Annotated in this window: 12 protein-coding genes; 9 read left to right on the top strand and 3 right to left on the bottom strand. The window is 69.5% G+C overall.

Annotated elements, in window-relative coordinates; translation table 11 throughout:
- Nucleotides 1–79 precede the first annotated feature (79 nt).
- Both D451_RS0109020 and fdhD read left to right on the top strand, forming a co-directional pair.
- Nucleotides 80–1468, top strand: coding sequence for a glycine--tRNA ligase (locus D451_RS0109020; RefSeq protein ID WP_014912415.1), 1389 nt, complete (start codon nt 80–82; stop codon nt 1466–1468).
- A gap of 137 nt (nt 1469–1605) precedes the next feature.
- A complete protein-coding gene (gene fdhD, locus D451_RS0109015) occupies nt 1606–2466 on the top strand; it encodes a formate dehydrogenase accessory sulfurtransferase FdhD (protein WP_026124935.1) in 861 nt (286 codons plus the stop codon).
- A gap of 238 nt (nt 2467–2704) precedes the next feature.
- Here the strand turns inward: fdhD and trhA are convergent, their stop codons facing one another.
- Entirely contained in the window at nt 2705–3487 is a 783-nt protein-coding gene (gene trhA / locus D451_RS0109010; protein ID WP_014908203.1) for a PAQR family membrane homeostasis protein TrhA, read from the bottom strand.
- Between the two features lie 430 nt (nt 3488–3917).
- On the opposite strand from trhA, the gene ppdK reads away from it, so the two are divergent.
- The 3 genes from ppdK (at nt 3918) to D451_RS0108995 (ending at nt 9433) form a co-directional block, all read left to right on the top strand.
- Nucleotides 3918–6611, top strand: a complete 2694-nt coding sequence (gene ppdK / locus D451_RS0109005) for a pyruvate, phosphate dikinase (RefSeq protein ID WP_017534167.1) — start codon at nt 3918–3920, stop codon at nt 6609–6611.
- 324 nt (nt 6612–6935) lie between these two features.
- The gene (locus D451_RS0109000) at nt 6936–8087 is read left to right on the top strand and encodes a YdcF family protein (protein ID WP_017534166.1); all 1152 of its coding nucleotides are present in this window, start codon (nt 6936–6938) and stop codon (nt 8085–8087) included.
- Between the two features lie 80 nt (nt 8088–8167).
- Nucleotides 8168–9433 (top strand): deoxyguanosinetriphosphate triphosphohydrolase, encoded by a 1266-nt coding sequence (locus tag D451_RS0108995; protein ID WP_014908750.1) that lies wholly within the window; start codon nt 8168–8170, stop codon nt 9431–9433.
- A gap of 13 nt (nt 9434–9446) precedes the next feature.
- Here D451_RS0108995 and D451_RS0108990 read toward each other — a convergent pair whose 3' ends face one another.
- Both D451_RS0108990 and D451_RS0108985 read right to left on the bottom strand, forming a co-directional pair.
- A complete protein-coding gene (locus tag D451_RS0108990) occupies nt 9447–11060 on the bottom strand; it encodes a vWA domain-containing protein (RefSeq protein ID WP_017534165.1) in 1614 nt (537 codons plus the stop codon).
- On the bottom strand, nt 11057–12226 hold the full coding sequence (locus tag D451_RS0108985) for a hypothetical protein (RefSeq protein ID WP_017534164.1): 1170 nt from the start codon (nt 12224–12226) through the stop codon (nt 11057–11059). The genes D451_RS0108990 and D451_RS0108985 overlap by 4 nt, the downstream gene beginning before the upstream one ends.
- Before the next feature lie 146 nt (nt 12227–12372).
- Between D451_RS0108985 and dnaG the strand changes: the two genes are divergently transcribed.
- The 4 genes from dnaG (at nt 12373) to D451_RS0108965 (ending at nt 20873) form a co-directional block, all read left to right on the top strand.
- On the top strand, nt 12373–15198 hold the full coding sequence (dnaG, locus tag D451_RS28870) for a DNA primase (protein WP_017534163.1): 2826 nt from the start codon (nt 12373–12375) through the stop codon (nt 15196–15198).
- Between the two features lie 104 nt (nt 15199–15302).
- The gene (gene rpoD / locus D451_RS0108975) at nt 15303–16388 is read left to right on the top strand and encodes an RNA polymerase sigma factor RpoD (protein ID WP_017534162.1); all 1086 of its coding nucleotides are present in this window, start codon (nt 15303–15305) and stop codon (nt 16386–16388) included.
- Nucleotides 16389–16533: 145 nt separating this feature from the next.
- Entirely contained in the window at nt 16534–17859 is a 1326-nt protein-coding gene (locus D451_RS0108970) for a glycoside hydrolase family 18 protein (protein ID WP_017534161.1), read from the top strand.
- 83 nt (nt 17860–17942) lie between these two features.
- Nucleotides 17943–20873, top strand: a complete 2931-nt coding sequence (locus D451_RS0108965) for an FAD-binding and (Fe-S)-binding domain-containing protein (RefSeq protein ID WP_026124934.1) — start codon at nt 17943–17945, stop codon at nt 20871–20873.
- Nucleotides 20874–20878 lie beyond the last annotated feature (5 nt).

Below are 20878 nucleotides of genomic sequence, written 5' to 3'. Positions count from 1 at the left end.
CGTGATCCGCGTTCCAACACACCCGACGATGTATCGCGAACAGCGATCCACCGACCGCCAGCCGGATGGAGAGTCACCCATGGCCGCCAAGTCAGAGGCAATGGACGCACTGGTCAACCTCGCCAAACGCCGAGGTCTGGTCTACCCCTCCAGCGAGATCTACGGAGGTCTGCGCGCCGCCTGGGACTACGGCCCCTTGGGCGTGGAGCTGAAGAACAACGTCAAGCGCCAGTGGTGGCGTTCGATGGTGCAGGAGCGCGACGACATCGTCGGCCTCGACTCCAGCGTGATCCTGGCCCGTGAGGTCTGGGAGGCCTCCGGCCACGTCAAGGAGTTCGTGGACCCGCTCACCGAGTGCCAGGCCTGCCACAAGCGCTTCCGCGCGGACCACCTCATCGAGGCCTACGAGGAGAAGCACGGCCACGAGCCCGCCGAGGGCCTGGCCGCCATCGCCTGCCCCAACTGCGGCGCCAAGGCCTCCTTCACCGAGCCGCGCATGTTCAACGGCCTTCTGCGCACCTACCTGGGCCCGGTCCAGGACGAGAAGGGCCTCGCCTACCTGCGCCCGGAGACGGCGCAGGGCATCTTCATCAACTACAAGAACGTCGAGCAGAGCGCCCGCCGCAAGGTCCCCTTCGGCATCGGCCAGATCGGCAAGTCGTTCCGTAACGAGATCACCCCGGGCAACTTCATCTTCCGGACCCGCGAGTTCGAGCAGATGGAGATGGAGTTCTTCTGCAAGCCGGGCAGCGACGAGGAGTGGCACCAGTACTGGATCGACGCCCGTCACCAGTGGTACCTGGACCTGGGCATCGCCAAGGACAACCTGCGCCTGTACGAGCACCCGGCGGACAAGCTGTCCCACTACTCCAAGCGGACCGTGGACATCGAGTACCGGTTCAACTTCCAGGGCAGTGAGTGGGGCGAGCTGGAGGGCGTCGCCAACCGCACCGACTACGACCTGCGGACCCACTCCGAGGCCTCCGGTGTCGACCTGTCCTACTTCGACCAGGAGAACAACGAGCGCTACATCCCCTACGTCATCGAGCCCGCGGCCGGTGTCGACCGGGCGGTGCTCACGTTCATGCTCGACGCCTACAACGTGGACGAGGCGCCCAACGCCAAGGGCAAGCTGGAGAAGCGCGCCGTCATGCGTCTGGACCCGCGCCTGTCCCCGGTCAAGGCCGCCGTCCTGCCGCTGTCGCGCAACGCCGATCTGTCGCCCAAGGCCCGTGACCTGGCCGCGAGGCTGCGCAAGCGCTGGAACGTCGAGTTCGACGACGCCGGCGCGATCGGCCGTCGCTACCGCCGTCAGGACGAGATCGGTACCCCGTTCTGCGTCACGGTGGACTTCGACACCCTCGAGGACGACGCGGTGACCGTGCGCGAGCGCGACACCATGTCGCAGGAGCGCGTGTCCCTGGACCGCGTCGAGATGTACCTGCTGGAGCGTCTGCCCGGTTGCTGACCGGAGCACGCCCTTTCCGGGCCCCGCCCGACCGTCGACGGTCGGGCGGGGCCCGTCCTGTACCCGGTACCTCCCTCGGCGGTAACGTGACGCCGGGGAACCGGACGATGCCGGTGGGCGAGGGACACGGTGAGGTCATGGGACGTGCGACGACGCGCGGGAGGATCCTGCGGATCAGGAACGGCTCCGTCGACGAGCGCGCGGACACCCTCGTGGTGGAGGAGCCCCTGGAGATCCGGGTGAACGGGAAGCCTCTCACGGTGACGATGCGCACGCCGGGGCACGACTTCGATCTGGCCGCCGGTTTCCTGCTCGGCGAGGGTGTGGTGCGCCGGGCGGAGGACCTGAGGGTGATCCGCTACTGCGCGGGGGCGACCGAGGACGGTTCCAACACCTACAACGTCCTGGACGTGTCCCTGGCCGAGCACGTTCCGCCTCCGGACACCTCGCTCGAACGGAACTTCTACACCACCTCCTCGTGCGGGCTGTGCGGGAAGGCGAGCCTGGACGCGGTGCGCACCCGGGCCCAGTGGCCGGTGGCCGACGACCGGGTGGGGATCGGGTCGCGGATCCTGATGGAGCTGCCCGACCGGCTCCGCGGGGCCCAGCGGGTCTTCGACCGCACGGGGGGTCTGCACGCGGCCGGGCTGTTCACCGTCGAGGGGGAGACGCTGGCGGTCTGTGAGGACGTGGGACGGCACAACGCGGTCGACAAGGTGGTCGGATGGGCTCTGCGTCAGGGCCGCGTCCCGCTGAGGGGGAGTGTGCTGATGGTCTCCGGTCGTGCCTCGTTCGAGCTGGTGCAGAAGGCCTGGATGGCCGGGATCCCGACCTTGGCGGCGGTGTCGGCGCCCTCGTCGTTGGCGGTGGAACTCGCGGAGGAGGCGGGCATGACCCTGGTGGGTTTCCTGCGCGGCGCCTCGATGAACGTCTACACCGGTATCGACCGGGTGCTGTTGGAGGAGGGTTCCGGGCACGCGGAGGAGGTCACGACCTAGGTCCGGAACACGACAGAGACGACCGGACCCGGGGGGATGTGGTCTCCGGTCGCCTCCTGGAACCCTCGGCCGCACACGACCGGGGGAACCTTCCCTCAACGTAGCGGTAGGGGGTGGGGGATACGAGGGTGTTTCGTCCTTCTTGTCCTGTCGTGTAAGCCAATCGTGACGATCTGGCCGGAAGCGGTCGTCGGTTCCTCCGGGCGAGGGCGGTCCGGATCCTGCTTCGATCGCGGGGTCAGCCCGCCGTGTAGACCACGAAGGACACGGCGATGTAGTGGCAGATGAACGCCGCGATGGTCAGGGAGTGGAAGATCTCGTGGAACCCGAACCATCGGGGCGCGGGGTCGGGGCGCTTGAGGCCGTAGACCACCGCGCCGACGCTGTAGAGCACGCCCCCCACGAGGATGAGGATCCAGGTGGCCGGGTGGGTGCCGCTCACCAGTTCGGGGATGAACAGGACCGCCACCCAGCCGATGGCCAGGTAGAGGGACGTGGAGAGCCAGCGGGGGGCGTTGAGCCACAGGAGTTTGAAGGCCACCCCGGCGATCGCGCCGCCCCAGACCAGGGAGAGCATGGCCACACGCAGGGTCCCCTCCAGGACCAGCACGATGAACGGCGTGTAGGTCCCGGCGATGATCAGGTAGATGTTCGAGTGGTCCATGCGGCGCAGGGTCCGCTGGGCCCGGGGGGACCACCGCCCCACGTGGTAGATGGCCGAGGTGCTGAACAGCAGCACCGAGCTGAGCGCGTAGACGGCGCCGGCGACCATGGCGGGGATCGTGGGGGAGAGCGCCACCAGGACGATGCCCGCGGCCAGGGCGAGCGGGGCGGTGCCCAGATGCAGCCATCCGCGCAGACGGGGTTTGACCGCCTCCAGCAGGTCGCCGGCGGTGGCCGCGGCCCGTTCGGGTATCGAGGGGTTCCCGTGCTCGGTCCGACCGGTCGCCTCGGGGGCGACCCGTTCGTCCGTTCCGCTTCCGGAAGCCCCGGTCCTCTGCTCCTCCGACACCGCGCGCACCTCTCAGGTCCTCACGGGCCCGCCCCTCGGCGGGTCCGTCGCCCAGCCTAACTTACGGAAGCGTAGGTTACTTTCTGGTAATGCTGTGTCGCCCGGCACAGTCCACGGCCTCGGGGGTGGTCGGCGCGGGTATTGGTCTCCCGGCTCCGATGTGCGGGCGACGGTGTGCCTGTTTCGTATGAGGGCGAAGGCCGGTGCCCTGAACAGGGGTTTCGTCCAAGGGTGTGGTGGTGGTCGCTCGAAGTGGGGTGGGGCGACGGCCTCTCTTTCTGAACCATTGGTATAGACCTCTCTAATAGCCCTGAACAGCAGCTATGCGGTAAAAGGGCGGTTCGTGGAGGGGTGCTCTTGTCGAGTGTGGATAGAGTCGCGGCCAGATTCAGGGGTTGACCCGAACACCGGGTCACCGAGAGAGCGAGGGAGTACCCCCGTGGCCAAGTACGTCTACACGTTCGCCGAGGGCAACAAGGACATGAAGGATCTTCTCGGTGGCAAGGGCGCCAACCTCGCCGAGATGACCAACCTCGGCCTCCCGGTTCCCCCCGGCTTCACCATCACCACCGAGGCGTGCCGGCACTACCTCGACCACGGCAGCATGCCCGACGGCCTGGACGAACAGATCGAGACCCACCTCGTGCGTCTGGAGAAGGAGATGGGGCGCGGACTGGGCCGCCCCGACGACCCACTCCTGGTGAGCGTGCGTTCGGGGGCCAGGTTCTCCATGCCGGGCATGATGGAGACCGTCCTCAACATCGGTCTCAACGACGAGTCCGTCCTCGGCCTGGCCGAACGGAGCGGTGACGAGCGCTTCGCCTGGGACTCCTACCGCCGCCTCATCCAGATGTTCGGCAAGACGGTCCAGGACATCGACGGCGACCTCTTCGAAGAGGCGATCGAGGAGGCCAAGAAGGCCAAGGGCGTCACCGACGACCTCCACCTCGACACCGACGACCTCCGCCGTCTCGTCGACCGCTTCAAGGAGATCGTCGCCGACCGGACCGGTGGCCCCTTCCCGACCGACCCCCGCGAACAGATGATCCGCGCCGTCAGGGCGGTCTTCGAGTCCTGGAACGCCCCCCGCGCCGCGCTCTACCGGCGCCAGGAACGCATCCCCGCCGACCTCGGCACCGCCGTCAACATCTGCTCCATGGTCTTCGGCAACCTCGGCATGGACTCCGGCACCGGGGTCGCCTTCACCCGCGACCCGGCCACCGGGCGCACCGGCGTCTACGGCGACTACCTCCAGAACGCCCAGGGCGAGGACGTCGTGGCGGGTGTGCGCAACACCGTCCCCCTCACCGACCTGGAGCGCATCGACGCCCACAGCCACGAAGAGCTCATGGGCATCATGACCACGCTGGAGAACCACTACCGCGACCTCTGCGACATCGAGTTCACCATCGAGCGCGGCAAGCTGTGGATGCTCCAGACCCGCGTGGGCAAGCGCACGGCCGCGGCGGCCTTCCGCATCGCCGACCAGCTCGTCGAACAGGGCATGATCACCCTCGACGAGGCGGTCCAGCGCGTCACCGGCGACCAGCTCGCCCAACTGATGTTCCCCCGCTTCGACGAGGAGGCCACGTCCGGAGACGACGTCCACCCGCTGGGCCGGGGCATGAACGCCTCGCCGGGGGCCGCCGTGGGCAAGGCCGTCTTCGACTCCTACACCGCCGTCAAGTGGTCCCGAAGCGGGGAACGCGTCATCCTCTGCCGCCGGGAGACCAACCCCGACGACCTGGAGGGCATGATCGCCGCGGAGGGGATCCTCACCAGCCGGGGCGGCAAGACCTCGCACGCGGCCGTCGTCGCCCGGGGCATGGGCAAGACCTGTGTGTGCGGCGCGGAGGAACTCGACATCGACACCAAGAACCGGCGTATGACGGCGCCCGGCGGGGAGGTCGTCGAGGAGGGCGACGTCATCTCCATCGACGGGACCAGTGGACTGGTCTACCTGGGGGAGGTGCCGGTCGTCGACTCCCCGGTGGTCCGCTACTTCGAGGGCGAGATCGATCCCGCCTCCGACCAGGCCGACGACCTCGTGCGCTCCGTCGACCGGATGATGCACTACGTCGACGCGGCCCGCCGCATGTACGTACGGGCCAACGCCGACACCCCCGAGGACGCCGCGCGCGCCCGCCGGATGGGGGCCCAGGGCATCGGCCTGTGCAGGACCGAGCACATGTTCCTCGGCGACCGTCGCCCCCTGGTCGAGCGGCTGATCCTCGCCGACACACCGGAGGAGCAGCGGGAGTCGCTGAGCGCCCTGCTGCCCCTGCAACGGGAGGACTTCGGCGGCATCCTGGAGGCCATGGACGGCCTCCCCGTCACCGTCCGTCTGCTCGACCCGCCCCTGCACGAGTTCCTGCCCGACATCACCGAGCTGTCGGTGCGCGTGGCCGTGGCCGAGGCCCGTGGGGAGGACCATGAGAACGACCTCCGGGTCCTTCAGGCGGTGCACCGCCTGCACGAACAGAACCCCATGCTGGGGCTGCGCGGTGTCCGACTGGGACTGGTCGTCCCCGGTCTGTTCACCATGCAGGTCCGCGCCATCGCCGAGGCGGCGGTCGACCGTATCCGCGCCGGCGGACGTCCCCGGCCCGAGATCATGATCCCGCTGGTGGGAACGGTTCAGGAACTGGAGATCATCAAGGACGACGCCCAGCGCGTGCTGCGCGAGGTGGGGGAGGAGGCCGGGCTGGAGCTGGAGCTCCCGGTCGGCACCATGATCGAGCTGCCCCGGGCGGCGCTCACCGCCGGGCAGATCGCCGAGAACGCCGAGTTCTTCTCCTTCGGTACCAACGACCTCACCCAGACGGTGTGGGGCTTCTCCCGCGACGACGTGGAGGCCTCCTTCTTCTCCGCCTACCTGGAGAAGGGTGTGTTCGGCGTCTCCCCCTTCGAGTCCCTGGACGTGGACGGGGTGGGCCGCCTGGTCCGTATCGCGGCGGAGGAGGGGCGGGCCGCGCGCCCCGACATCAAGCTCGGCGTGTGCGGTGAGCACGGCGGGGACCCCGCGTCGGTGCACTTCTTCCACAAGGTCGGTCTGGACTACGTGTCCTGCTCGCCCTTCCGTGTGCCGGTGGCCCGGTTGGAGGCGGGGCGTGCCGCCGGCCTCCCCCGCTGAACCCGAGTGACGTACATCCCCGTCGGTGTCCCGGGAAGGGCGCCGACGGGGGCGTTTCCGGGTGTCGAGGACACTACAATCGGAACCCCCTCGGTGGCGGGGAGGGAATCAAGGCCGTGATCTTTTCGTGATATATTCTCGGTCGCCGCCACAGCCTTCCCCAGAGCGGCCCTTCGCCCACCCCCACGGGCGGATCTCCAGGGCCGGACGGACCACCCTTCACACTTCACCCCGCGACGGTCGGGGAGGGCCACAACCTGTGACGGACGGGGGACATCCCAGGGGGAACAGGGTTCCCGGAATCAACTGTGCGGAGGTGAGCCGGTGCGAACGGCGAGCGACGGTCGTGGTGACGAGGCGTGGGACCACCACAGTGCCGTGTCGGCCGACGACGAGGCCACCCGGGTCTTCTCCCGAGGCGGCCCCGCGGACGCCCCCACCGGGTCCGAGACGACGCGGGACTTCACCCGTGTCCCCGAGACCACGGGCGCCTTCCCACGGGAGACCTCCGACGACACCACCCGCGTGTTCGACACCTCCGAATGGAACGCCCCCGACGAACGGGACGTCCGGACCCCGGAACCCGATCCGGACTCCGAGTTCACCCGCAGGTTCGTCCGCGAACGCCCCGGATCGCGCTCCCGAGCGGGCGGACCCGCGCCGCGCGAGACCTACCGGACCGATCCCTTCGAACCCGAACCCTTCGAGCCGGGCCCGCCCGTGCCCGGAGAGGACCCCGAGGACGACCCCCGTCGTGGGGACTTCGACGACTTCGGCGGCTCCGGAGGCGGTCCGGGACGCGGTGGCCGCTCTTCGGGCGACGACCGACCGCCCCATCGCCCCAAACGACGCAAACGGCGCCGCTTCCGGCTCCGTCGGATCATCGCCGTGGTCCTGCTCCTCCTCGTGGCGCTGCCCCCGGCGACGTGGGGCTGGGTCTGGTACACCGCGCGCCAGGACGACCGGGACGTCTCCGACGCCATCGTCGTGCTCGGCGCCAGCCAGTACAACGGAGTGCCCTCGCCCGTCTTCGAGGCACGTCTGCGGCAGGCCCAGGTCCTCTACCAGGAGGGTGTGGCGCCGATGATCGTCACCGTCGGCGGAAAACAGCCCGACGACGCCTACACCGAGGCCGCGGCCGGCCGTAACTGGCTGATCGAGGTCGGTATCCCCGCCGACCACGTCATCGCGGTCGAGGAGGGACGCGACACCCTCCAGAGCTTCCAGGCGGTCTCGGAGGTCTTCGAGGCCAACCATTGGGAGACGGCCATCCTCGTCTCCGATCCCTGGCACAGCCTGCGCTCCAAGGTGATGGCGGCCGACCACGGCATCGAGGCGGGCACCTCGCCCGCCCGCTCCGGCCCCGCCGTCATAGAGCGCCGTACCCAGCTCTGGTACATCACCAGGGAGACCGCCTCCCTCTGGTACTACTGGATCTTCAACGACAGCAGCGACATCCGGGTCAACGCGGCCTGACCGTCGCGGATCCACCCCGAACGGGCCCGAAGGTGCGTCACGGGCGTGCTTCGTCATCGTCGAGAAGTAGGGTCGCGACCATGACGAGCACCCCGGGCGAGACCTCGGCCCACGGCTACCGGGCGAACGACACCGAACGCTACGCCCGCGAGTCCCGCAAGAGCCGCAGGCGCGGCCCCTTCGAACGCGACCGCGCCCGGGTCCTGCACAGCTCCGCACTGCGCCGTCTGTCGGCCAAGACCCAGGTCGTCCGACTCGGGATCAGCGACTTCCCCCGCACCAGGCTCACCCACTCCCTGGAGTGCGCCCAGATCGGCCGGGAACTCGGCCGATCGTTCGGCTGCGACCCCGACCTGGTGGAGGCCGCCTGCCTCTCCCACGACCTGGGCCACCCGCCCTTCGGACACAACGGCGAACGCGCCCTCGACGAGGCCGCGGCCTCCTGCGGAGGGTTCGAGGGCAACGCCCAGAGTCTGCGCCTGCTCGTCCGGCTGGAGGGCAAGGTCATCGACCCCGACGGACGCAGCGCCGGCCTCAACCTCACCCGCGCCACCCTCGACGCCACCGTCAAGTACCCCTGGCGCCGTGGAGAGGGCGGCGACACCGCCAAGTTCAACTGCTACCCCGACGACGTCGCCGTGTTCACCTGGTTGAGGGAGGGAGCACCCCTCGGCCGCACCTGCTTCGAGGCACAGGTCATGGACTGGTCCGACGACGTCGCCTACTCCGTGCACGACGTCGAGGACGCCCTGCACGCCGGCCTGGTGAGGATGTCCGCCCTGCGCGACCCCCACGAACGCGCCGAGATCTGTCGGGTGGCGGCCGCCCACTACTGCGACGCCGGCACCGCCGAGCTGGAGGAGGTCTACACCGACCTGCTCGCCGAACCCGTGTGGCCCGAAGCGTTCACCGGCGACCTCGCCTCCCTGGCCGCCCTCAAGAACCTCACCAGCGAGCTCATCGGCCGCTTCTGCCGCGCCGCCGAACAGGCCACTCGCGAGGTCCACGGCCCCGAACGCCTCACCCGCTACGGCGCCGACCTGGTCCTCCCGCGACGGACCCTGCTGGAGTGCGCACTGCTCAAGGCGGTGGCCGCGCACTTCGTGATGTCCCGTGAGGAGGCGAGGATCTACCAGGCGGAGGAACGCCGCGTCCTCACCGAACTGGTCGACGCCCTCCTGCACGGAGCCCCCGAGGCCCTGGAACCTCAGTTCCGGGCCTCCTACGAGGCGGCCACCGACGACGCCGGGGCGCTGCGCGTGATCATCGACCAGGTGGCCTCCCTGACCGACACCTCGGCCGCCCTCCTGCACGCGGACCTCACCGGGACGACCCCGCGACGCTGAGCGGCGCGGGGACTCAGTGATAGCCCCGGATCTCCCGGAACACCTCCTCCAGGTCCAGGTCGCGGGCGTCGAAGACCCGACCACCCGTCCGGGACGACAGACGCTCCATCTCCTCGGCGTCGGCCTCGCCGAACAGCACGGTGAACACCGGCGCGGCCGCGGCGTGGGAGGGCAGCCCCTCCAACGAGGCGAACAACCCGTCCAGGTCCAGCCCCCGGTTCACCTCACCGTCGGTCATCAGCACCACCGACGACAGGTACCCGTCCTCTCCGGCCTCCTCCACGAGGGAGTACGCCGCCTCCACGGCGTCATAGGCCGCGGTCTCGCCGCCGACCTCCAGAGCGGCGATCTCCTCCGCCAACCCCCGCCGAGCGCGGTCCGCGCCCTCCGACTCCACCACGAAGGAGACCGGCTCCCCGGGCTCGTCCGAGAAGGGCAGCAGCGTCACCTCCTCACGTTCCTGGAAGACCTGCCCGCGTGAGGACAGCGGCCCCTCGTCCGCCCCGGTCAACACGGTCAACGCCCGACGCAGCCCCGAGATCCGGGAGCCGGACATCGACCCGGACACGTCCAGCACGTACACCGTGCGCGCCGGGCGGCGCAGCTCCGAGAAGTAGGCCGCCACCAACTCGTCCACGACCTCCCGACGGGCGGGGAACGGCAGCTCCACCACCGAGGGGAACCCACGCTCCGAGACACCGGCCGCGGCCGGACGGCGGAAGGTGGTCTCGGCGATACGGGCCTGGACCTCGGCCGAGGTCAGGTCGGCCACCACCCGTTCGTAGGCGGCCGCGGCCTCCTCCGACGCGCCCGCCAGCAGGGTCAGCGGATAGTCGGCGGTGACCACCCCGTCCTCCGGATACACCAGGACCAGCGGATCCTCGCCGGCCTCGGGGACGTACGACATCAACACCGACTCGTAGTTCACCACCCCGTCGGGGACGACCGCCCCCGACCCGGAGGCGTCGCGCCGACGCCGCTCGAACTCCTCCATCAACCACCCCGACGATCCGGCGGTGAGCTCTTGACCGGAGAAGAACGTCGCCAACCGTTCCTCCACCCCGGCCACGTCCTCGCGCTCCAACGCGGCACCGCTGTCGGCCATCGCCGACGCCGCGCCGATCAGGGCCGAGAAACCCGAGTTGGAGGCGGCCGGGCTGGACATGCCGTAGGTCAACCCCTCCTCCTCGACCGCCAGGGTCACGTCCTCCCAGGTGACCCCGGAGACGCTTCCGTCCCCGGCGACCCAGCCGAGCTCCTCGGCCCGCGAGGCGGACACCCCCAACACCACGGGGGAGAGCATCACCGAGGTCTCGCCGCGCACCGACGAACGGTCGCCGTCGACCAGGTGCAGGTAGCGGTTGGAGGGGAACCACACCGCGTCGTAGTCCTCGACGGCGCCCGCCACGATCCGTTCCGTCCCGTCCAACGTGCCGGAGTAGTCCAGGACCAGCTCGACGCCGGTCCGTTCGGCCGACTCCGCCAACAACGGCTCCATGTCGGCCAGTTCGCTGCCGGCCAGAACCCTCAGAGTCCCGGCGACCCCCGCGCCTTCGACGAAGGAACAGGCGCTCACGGCCAAGAGCGCCGCCAGGGCGCCGGCCCCCGCGCGTGTGCGACCCTTCACGTCCGTCCACCCCCGGAACGTCCGACGAACGCGTCCTCCGGGGCCGCGGGGGCCGTTCCGGTGTCCTCGTACTCCTGCTCGATGGCGTTCAGCAGAGCCTCCAGGGCCTCGTAGGCGGGAGAGTGCACCACGTCGCCGATCCCCGTCCGCACGGCAGGCCCGTACTCCTCGACCAGTTCCCGGAAACGCCCGGTGTCCTCGGTGCGGTAACCGTGCTCGGAGATCAGCCCGCGCAGCTCCGGGTCCTCGGTCAGCAGACGCCCCACCTCGTCACCCGCCCCGGTGAAGGGCACGATGGTATGGGTCGAGAACACGGTCGGCTCCGGGTACATCACCACCGAGTCCTCGGGTGGGGGAGGGCCGAGGACCGCGGCGTGCACGTACTGGGACTCGTAGGCCCACAGCAGCGGGGTGTGCCCCGGCCCCAGGTCTCGGAACTGCTCGAAGGGCTGACGTGAGGACTCCGGGGGCTGCCCTTGGGCCAGGAACAACCGGGCCAGTGTGGACGTCAGCTCCTCGTCCACGGAACCGGGCGTGACCACCTCCTCGTCGTTGAGCAGGTAGGACAGCACCACCACGTACATCGCCGCCGAGTTCGAGGTGCGCGGGTCGGTGGTGCGGGCCAGCACCTCGTTGCGGTTGCTCGAACTCACCGCGTCGCCGGGCAGATCGCGCCAACGGACGCGGTCCTCGGTCAGCTCCAGATAGGCGGCCAGGTCCAGCGACCAGGTGCCGTCCTCGGCGACGCGCGCGACCCCCTCCTCCCGGAGGGCCTCGGCCATGGGGCCGTGCGCGAGCATCACCATGGGCGTGCTGAAGGGGTCGTATTCGTCTTCGACGCCGTGCAGGCCGCGGATGTGCTCCGAGGCGGCCGCGGAACCGGGGGAGACGAAGTCCGACTCGTCGGCCCGCTCGGCCATCGATCGGGAGCCCTGAGGGCGTACCCGAACGTCGTATCCGAGTTCGGCGAACCGTTCCCGGACCCTCTCGTCCTCGAACAGATCGACCTTCTCCGAGCCGACGACCCCCTCGACCACCACCGGGGAACCGCCGAAGCGATCGATCACCACGAGGCCGAGGGCCAGTACCAGTACCGCCACCACGGCACCGCCCGACAGTACGATCCATCTCCGGTACCGATCGGACCGTTGATCCTGAGCACGCACGGGGCGCACCTCCTGGGGGATGTGAGGATCCCCAGCCTGCTCCGCGTCGCCGACCGGCGTCCGACACCGGGATGGCCGGACGGTGGACCCCCGGCGAACCCCGGGCGATGGCCGGAACGTGCTCGAGGAGAACTACCCTGAACACCGTGGCAGGACGGATCAGAGACGAAGACATCGCCCTCGTACGCGAGCGCACCCCCATCGCCGACGTGATCGGCGAGTACCTCCAATTGCGCAACGCGGGAGGCGGATCGCTGAAGGGCCTGTGCCCCTTCCACGACGAGAAGTCCCCCTCCTTCAACGTCACCCCGGCCAAAAACCTCTACTACTGCCTGGCGGGAGAGACACGGGTGCTGACCCGTGACGGGGTCAGGCCCATCAGGGAGTTGGCCGGAGGCAGGCACACGATCCTCACCAGAAGCGCCACTTGGGTGGAGGCGCCCTTCTACTCATTCGGTGAGCAGCGACTCATGAGACTGACCCTGAGCAGGAACGGTCAGCGCAAGGAGATCCACGCCACCCCGGAGCACAGGTGGTTCGTGCAGGCGGGCAAGGACCGTTCGAAGGTCCGTGAGGTCACCACCGAGGAGTTGCGCCCCGACCACCGTCTCGCCTACGTCTTCCCGCCCAAGAAGATCACCAGGACCACCCCCTCGCCGTTCGGAATCGCGCACGGAATCACGTTCGGGGACGGGACACGTCACGGGCGCGGCAGCATGGCCCGACTGGACGCCGAGAAGGATCCCGCGCTGCTCAAGTGGTTCCCCAACAGCGAGACCTCGGAGCAGGGCCGTCAGATCCTGGTCCATCACCTCCCCGGCTTCTTCAAGGACCCGCCGTCGCTGGAGGAGTCCCATTCCTACCTCTACGGTTGGCTCGCCGGGTACCTGGCCGCCGATGGGCACGTCTCCAAGGACGGGACGGTCATGCTCAACTGCGCCGACCGCTCCGTGCTGGAACACGTCCGCATGGTCGCGACCCGGCTCGGGATCGGAACCTACGGGATCACGGAGCAGGTGCGTGAGGGTTTCCCCGGACGTGAGCCCTCCTCGATCTTCCGGGTGCACTTCGTCAACGAGGACCTGACCGAGGAGTTCTTCCTTCACGACGCGCATCGCTCGCGTTTCTCCGAAGCGGAGAAGAAGTTCGCCCGCCGGGGTTGGACCGTGCTCTCGGTGGAGGAGACCGACCGTTTCGAGGAGGTCTTCTGCGCGGTCGTGGACGAGGGACACGCCTTCGTGCTCGAGGACAACATCCTCACGGGGAACTGCTTTGGTTGTGGGGAGGGCGGGGACGTCATCTCCTTCGTTCAGAAGATCGACAGCCTCAGCTTCATCGAGGCCGTCGAGTCCCTGGCCCGCCAGACCGGGATCACGCTCCGCTACGAAGAGGGCGGCCGTAGCACCGCCCGACGCGACGAGGGCAAACGTCGACGTCTGCTCGACGCCCACAAGGCCGCCGCCGAGTACTACGCCGAGCGGCTCCTGACCCCGGAGGCCGTGGCCGCCCGACGGTTCCTGGACGAGCGCGGGTTCAACCGGGTGCACGCCGAACGGTTCGGTCTGGGGTTCGCCCCCGCCGGCTGGGAGAACCTCACCACCCACCTGCGCCACCAGGGCTTCACCGACGCCGAACTGATCGAGGGCGGATTGGCCAGCCAGGGGCGGCGCGGCGCCTACGACCGTTTCCGCAACCGGCTGCTGTGGCCGGTGCGCGAGGTCACCGGCGAGGTCGTCGGCTTCGGCGCGCGCAAGCTCGCCGAGGAGGAGGACGGCCCCAAGTACCTCAACTCCCCGGAGAGCCCCATCTTCCACAAGGGGCGTCTGCTCTACGGGATGGACCTGGCCAAACGGGAGATCTCCCGTAAGGGCGAGGCGGTCATCGTCGAGGGCTACACCGATGTGATGGCCTGCCACGAGGCCGGGGTCACCACGGCGGTCGCCACCTGTGGCACCTCCTTCGGCGAGGACCACCTCAAGATCCTGCGTCGCATGTTGTTGGGCCGCTCCAATCAGGGCGGCAGGGTCGTCTTCACCTTCGACGGCGACAAGGCCGGCCAGAAGGCGGCCGTCCGGGCCTTCGCCGAGGAGCACGGTTTCACCTCGGAGACCTTCGTGGCCGTCCAGCCCGACGGTCTCGACCCCTGCGACCTGCGTCTTCAGCACGGTCCTCAGGCGGTGGCGGACCTGGTCGACGGCGCCAGCCCCTTGTACGAGTTCATGATCCGGACCATCGTCGAGGGCTATGACCTGAACAACGCCGAGGGGCGTATCGCCGCCTTGGACGCCGCCGCCCCCGTGGTCGCCGGTATCCGGGACGAGGGCGTGCGTCTGACCTATGGCAAGAACCTGGACCGTTGGCTGGGGCTGATGGACGAGGCCTTCGTGCTGCGCCGGGTCCGCCAGCACATGGGCCGGGGCCGTGCGCGCGGTGGTGCCGACCGCCCGAGGCAGGCCGCTCCGGCTCCGACGTCGGACGCCCAGGAGGCGCCCTACGACCTGCGCGACCCCTCGGTGCAGCGGGAGCGCCAGGCGCTCAAGCTCGCGATCCAGTACCCCCATTTGGCGCGGGGCTTCGACTCCCTCACCGAGGAGGACTTCACCGTCCCCCAGCACCAGGCGGTGCTCCGGATCATCCGGGATCAGGGCGGCGTCTCGTCGGTGGCCGATCCTCAGCATTGGCCGATCGCTCTGCGTGAGGCGGCCCCCAACGAACTCCAGCGCGATTTCGTCACCCGCCTGGGTGTGGAGGAGATCGAGTTCTACGGAGAACTCGATGAACATTTCGCGCGGGAAATGTTGAGCACGATCAAGACTCATTCCATCAACCGTCGCGAGTCAAACCTCAAGTCGGAGTTGCACCGGATCGACCAGGCCGCGCAACCGGAGGAGTTCGATCGGATCTTCGCCGACCTCATGCGCCTCGGCCAGCAGAAACGTGCCCTGCAAGAGGGTGGCGTCGAGAGTATGTAGCAAAAGGGTGACAATAGTACTTCTCCCCGTTTCAGTGGGGATATGGGCACAATGTACTGATGTCTCCCACGGCTGTGACCAATGGAACGCCGCCTCTGAGTCAGGTGGTCCGACTTCTTCCCGATTCCGGTCGGGGAACGGTGACTCGTGGGGAGGTCGCGTCCGTTCTCGAACGCCTCGACGCGCCCCCCGAGGCCCTGGACCGGACGATCTCCGACCTGTCCCGCAGCGGGGTCGACGTGGCCGCCCCCGAGGAGGCCGTGCCCTCCTCCGACCCGGGGCGTCGCTCCGGCTCCGACCTGGTCAGGCTCTACCTGCGCGAGATCGGCAAGGTCCCCCTGCTGACCGCTCGGGAGGAGGTGGAGCTGGCCAAGGCCGTCGAGGTCGGCCTGTACGCCCAACGGCGTGGTCCCGGAGGCCGGCATTGCACCCAGGACGAACTCGACGCCCTCACGGAAGAGGGACGACGGGCCAAACGGCGACTCATCGAGTCCAACCTGCGGCTGGTCGTGTCGATCGCCAAACGCTACATGGGGCGTGGACTGTCGTTCCTGGACCTGATCCAGGAGGGCAACCTGGGTCTGATCCGCGCGGTGGAGAAGTTCGACTACACCAAGGGCTTCAAGTTCTCGACCTACGCCACCTGGTGGATCCGTCAGGCGATCACCCGCGCCATCGCCGACCAGGCCCGCACCATCCGTATCCCGGTGCACATGGTCGAGACCATCAACAAGCTCGTCCGGGTCCAGCACAGCCTCCACCAGAGACTCGGACGCGAACCCAGCGTCGCCGAGATCTCCTCGGCCGCGGGCTTCGGGGGCGAACGCGTCCTGGAGATCCAACGACTGGCCCGCGAACCCGTCTCCCTTCAGGCTCCCATCGGTGAGGAGGAGTCCGACTTCGGCGACTTCATCGAGGACTCCGACGCCGTGGCCCCGGTGGAGGCGGCCGCCTTCACCCTTCTCCAAGAGCGGCTCCGGGTGATCCTGGGGGACCTGTCCGAACGCGAACGGCGGATCATCCGGCTGCGGTTCGGCCTGGCGGACGGGCGCACCCGGACCCTGGAGGAGGTCGGACGGGAGTTCGGGGTGACCCGCGAACGCATCCGACAGATCGAGGCCAAGACCCTCGCCAAGCTCCGCCACCCTTCTCGCGCGGGCACTCTGAAGGACTTCCTGCACGGCGGCTGACCCTTCGGCGCGGGCCGATACGCTCCGGCCTCGCTACAACGTTCGAGGAGGGGCGCGGGTTCCCTCCGACCCGTGAACGGCCTCATGTGGCCGACATGGGGCGAACGACCTCTCCGGAACACCTCCGTGCCCCTACGGTCGAGGTGTGAACGCCCTGTCGAGTCCCTCCGGTTCCGAACGTCCTTCCGGCCGGCGCCCGCTCCTGGTCCTGGGCGCCGCCGTCGTCGCCGTGGTCCTGGTCGTGGGGATCCTCGTCCTCGTGAACCAGCGCCCGCTCCACCGGATCGGCTATTTCGCCGACTGGAACGTGGCCAACCGCGGTTTCACCATCGAACACCTGCGCGCGAGCGGGGCCGCCGACCGGTTGACCCGGATCATGTGGGCCTTCGGGGACATCGACGAGAACGGTCTGTGCCATATCCCCGAGGACCGGCACGATCAGCCCTGGGAGCTCTACCAACGCCGCTACGACGCGGACGAGAGCGTCGACGGCGAGGCCGACGACTACGAGCAGGAGCTCGCGGGGGGCCTCAACCAGCTCAGGAAGCTCCGCGAACTCGATCCCGACCTGGGCGCGAGCCTGTCCCTGGGCGGCTGGAACCTGTCGGTGGACTTCTCCACCGCGGCCCGGACCGCGGAGTCGAGGGAGGCCTTCGTCGCCTCCTGCCTGGACCTGTGGCTGCGCGGGGACCTGCCGGTCCGGGACGGCGAACCCCAGGGCGGCGAGGGCGTGGCCGCCGGGGTCTTCGACGGCATCGACCTGGACTGGGAATGGCCCGGGGGACAGGGCAACCCCGAGAACGTGGAGCATCCCGACGATCCGGCCAACTTCACGCTCCTGGTCGCCGAGTTCCGTCGGCAGATGGACGAACTCTCACGGGAGACCGGGGAGGAGTACGTCCTGTCCGTCTCCCTGCCCGGCGGCGCGGAGCACGCCGAGGCCTACGATCCGGAGATCTTCGACGACATCGACTTCGCCACGGTCCAGGGGTACGACTTCTCCGGGCCGTGGAACGAACGCACCACCCACCACTCCAACCTCTATCCCCCCGAGCACGATCCGGAGGCCAACAGCGTCGACCGGGCCGTTCGGCGCTACGAGGAACTCGGGGCGGACGCCGATCGACTGGTGATGGGTGTTCCGGCCTTCGGGCGCGGCTGGCAGGGGGTGCCCGCCGAGCGGGACGGGCGGGGACAGACGGCGACCGGCCCCGCCGACGACGACTACGACGGCCCCACCCGGGCCTTCGCCGACCTTCAGGCGATGGACGGCGAGCGTTTTCTCGACGAGGAGGCCGGGGCCCACTGGATCTACGACGGCGACGAATGGTGGACCTACGACGACCCCCGGGTCATCGAGCTCAAGGGGGAGTACGTCCGTGACCGGGGGTTGGCCGGGATGATGGTCTGGAACCTCGACATGGACGCCGAGGGCGAGCTCGTCCGGGCCATGGACGAGTCCTTGGGCTGACAGGCGCGAAAGGCGGAACGACGGGCGGTCCCGGCCGCGCGCCGCGGTTGCCAGGGCGATGAGGGCCGCGTCACTCTGTGGACATGTCCGAGCCGCACAGCAGTACCGCAAGCCCCGACCTCGCCGCACTGCGCGGGGATCTGGAGTCCGCAGTCCGTGGCACCGTCGCCATGGAGGCGGGCACGATCGCCCTCTATACCTCCGACGCCTCCAACTACCGTCGTGTGCCCACGGCCGTGGTCGTCCCGGAGACCGTCGACGACTGCGTCGCGGCCGTCAGGGTCTGCGCCGCGCACGGGGTGCCCGTCGTCCCTCGCGGTGGGGGCACGTCCATCGCGGGCAACTCCATCGGTACCGGCGTGGTCATCGACACCTCACGCCACCTGCGCTCCATCCTCGACATCGATCCCGTAGCCCGGACCGCCACCGTCCAGCCCGGCGTCATCCTCGACGACCTGCGCGCCGCCGCGGCCGAACACGGGCTCACCTTCGCACCCGACCCCTCCACCCACAGCCGTTGCACCATCGGCGGCATGGTCGGCAACAACGCCTGCGGCTCCCACTCGGTGGCCTGGGGCACCACCGCCGACAACATCGTCTCCCTGGACGTGCTCCTGTCCGACGGAACCCGGCTCACCGTCGGCTCCGGGCACACCGCGGAGGAGTTCTCCGAACTGACCCGGCGCCCGGGACGCGAGGGGGAGATCCACGCGGCGCTGGCCCGTCTCGTAGAGACCCATCGGGCCGAGCTGCGCACCGCCATGCCCGAGTTCCGCCGCCGTGTCTCCGGCTACGCGCTGGACCGGCTGCTTCCGGAGAAGGGGCGCGACGTGGCCGCGGCCCTGGTCGGCACCGAGGGCTCCTGTGTCATGGTCCTGGGCGCCACGGTGCGCCTGGTCGAATCGCCGCCCGCCCGCGCTCTGGCGGTGCTGGGCTACGACGACGCCCCGTCCGCCGCCGACGCCGTCCCCGCCCTACTGGGGCACTCGCCGCTCACGGTCGAGGGCATCAACGACCGTATCGTCGCGGCGCTGGACCGGGACGGGTCCCGTTCGCGGGTGGCGTTGCCGGCGGGCGGCGCGTGGCTGTTGGTGGAGATCGCGGGAGGGGACCCGGAGGAGGCGGCCGAGGCCGCGAAGACGATGATCGCCGGCCTGGAGGGCGACGACCGCCCCCGTGACGCCTCCGTGGTCACCGACCCTGCCCACCAGAAGGCCCTGTGGCGGATCCGGGAGGAAGGGGCGGGGCTCACCTCCCGTACTCCCACGGGCGCGGAGGCCTGGTCCGGGTGGGAGGACGCCGCGGTGCCCCCGGAGAACCTGGGCGCCTACCTGCGCGACTTCGACGCCCTCATGGAACGTCACGGCCGCTACGGGGTGGTCTACGGGCACTTCGGCGACGGATGTCTGCACGTGCGCATCGACTTCGAGCTCACCCACGAGGAGGGGCGGCGGGAGTACCGCGCCTTCATGGAGGAGGCGGCCGGGATCGTCGTCCGGCACGGGGGCTCCCTGTCCGGCGAGCACGGCGATGGACAGGCCCGCTCCGAACTGCTCTCCCGCATGTACCCCGAGAGCCTCATCCGGGCCTTCGGCGAGTTCAAGCGGATCTGGGACCCGGAGGGGCTGATGAACCCCGGGATCATCGTCGATCCGCTGCCCCTCGACTCCGACGTGCGGGTCGCCACCGACCTGCGGCCCGAACTCCCCCTGCTCTCCCAGGCCACGCTGGCCTACGGCGAGGACGACGGAGAGTTCGCGAAGGCGCTGCGCCGCTGCTCCGGTGTGGGCAAGTGTCGCCGTCAGAGCGGGCCGGGGGTGATGTGCCCCAGCTACCAGGTCACCCAGGAGGAGAAGCACTCCACGCGTGGCCGCGCCCACCTGCTGTTCGAAATGGCCAACGGCGAGGTCATCACCGACGGATGGCGGTCGGAGGAGGTACGCGAGTCCCTGGACCTGTGCCTGTCCTGCAAGGGATGTCTGAGCGACTGCCCGGTCAACGTCGACATGGCCTCCTACAAGGCCGAGTTCCTGTACCAGCACTACAAGGGGAGGGTGCGGCCGGCCGCGCACTACTCGATGGGCTGGCTACCCCTCCTGGCCCGTCTGGCCGCGCTGGCCCCGAACGAGGCCAACCGGATGATGCGTCTGCCCGGGGTGTCCACGCTGGCCAAGCGGATGGCCGGGGTGGCCGCCCAGCGGGATCTGCCCGCCTTCGCGCCCACCACCTTCACCCGGGCCTTCCGCCGCCGCATGAACCGGGGCGAGGGACGCCAGGGAGGGCCCAAGGTGGTGCTGTGGCCCGACACGTTCGGCAACCTCCTCGACCCCCGGATCCCGATCGGTGCGGTCCGGGTCCTGGAGGACGCGGGCTTCTCCGTGGTCCTGCCCAAGGGGCAGGTGTGCTGCGGTCTGACCTGGGTCTCCACCGGACAGTTGGACGTGGCCCGCGCGGTGATGCGCCGAGCGGTGAACGCGCTGTCCCCGCTGGTCTCCCAGGGGCTGCCGGTGGTGGGGCTGGAGCCCAGCTGTACCGCGGCTCTCAAACACGACCTGGTGGAGCTCCTACCGGGTGAGGAGAGCCGACGGGTCGCCGAGTCCGTCCACACCTTCGCGGGGTTCCTCAACAAGTACGCGCCCGACTGGGAGCCGCCCCGCGTCGACGCCACGGCCCTGGCCCAGGTGCACTGCCACCAGCACGCCGTGATGGGCTTCGACGACGATCGGGAGTTGATCGCCCGGGCCGGGATCGACGGCGAGGTCCTCGACGCGGGCTGCTGCGGTCTGGCCGGCGACTTCGGCTTCACCGAGGGCCACTACGAGGTCTCCGCCGCCATCGGCGAACGCGAACTGTTGCCCAGGGTGCGCGCGGCCTCGGAGGACACCCTGGTCCTGGCCGACGGCTACAGCTGTCGGACCCAGATCGAACAGGGCGCGGACCGACGCCCCCTCCACCTGGCGGAGGTGCTCGCGCGGGGCATCGACGCGCGAGAGAAGAAGGAGAGCGCCGGCTGAGGCCG

Source organism: Nocardiopsis alba DSM 43377, from assembly GCF_000341225.1.
Taxonomy (GTDB): domain Bacteria; phylum Actinomycetota; class Actinomycetes; order Streptosporangiales; family Streptosporangiaceae; genus Nocardiopsis; species Nocardiopsis alba.
The sequence above is the reverse complement of the archived record's forward strand: the minus strand, read 5'-3'. Positions and strand labels throughout refer to the sequence as shown.

Bases quoted from the DNA above. Each gene is read 5' to 3' on its own strand.
- fdhD (WP_026124935.1), top strand. From the start codon at position 1,606: ATGGGACGTGCGACGACGCGCGGGAGGATCCTGCGGATCAGGAACGGC.
- D451_RS0108965 (WP_026124934.1), top strand. From the start codon at position 17,943: ATGTCCGAGCCGCACAGCAGTACCGCAAGCCCCGACCTCGCCGCACTG.
- D451_RS0109020 (WP_014912415.1), top strand. From the start codon at position 80: ATGGCCGCCAAGTCAGAGGCAATGGACGCACTGGTCAACCTCGCCAAA.
- D451_RS0108995 (WP_014908750.1), top strand. From the start codon at position 8,168: ATGACGAGCACCCCGGGCGAGACCTCGGCCCACGGCTACCGGGCGAAC.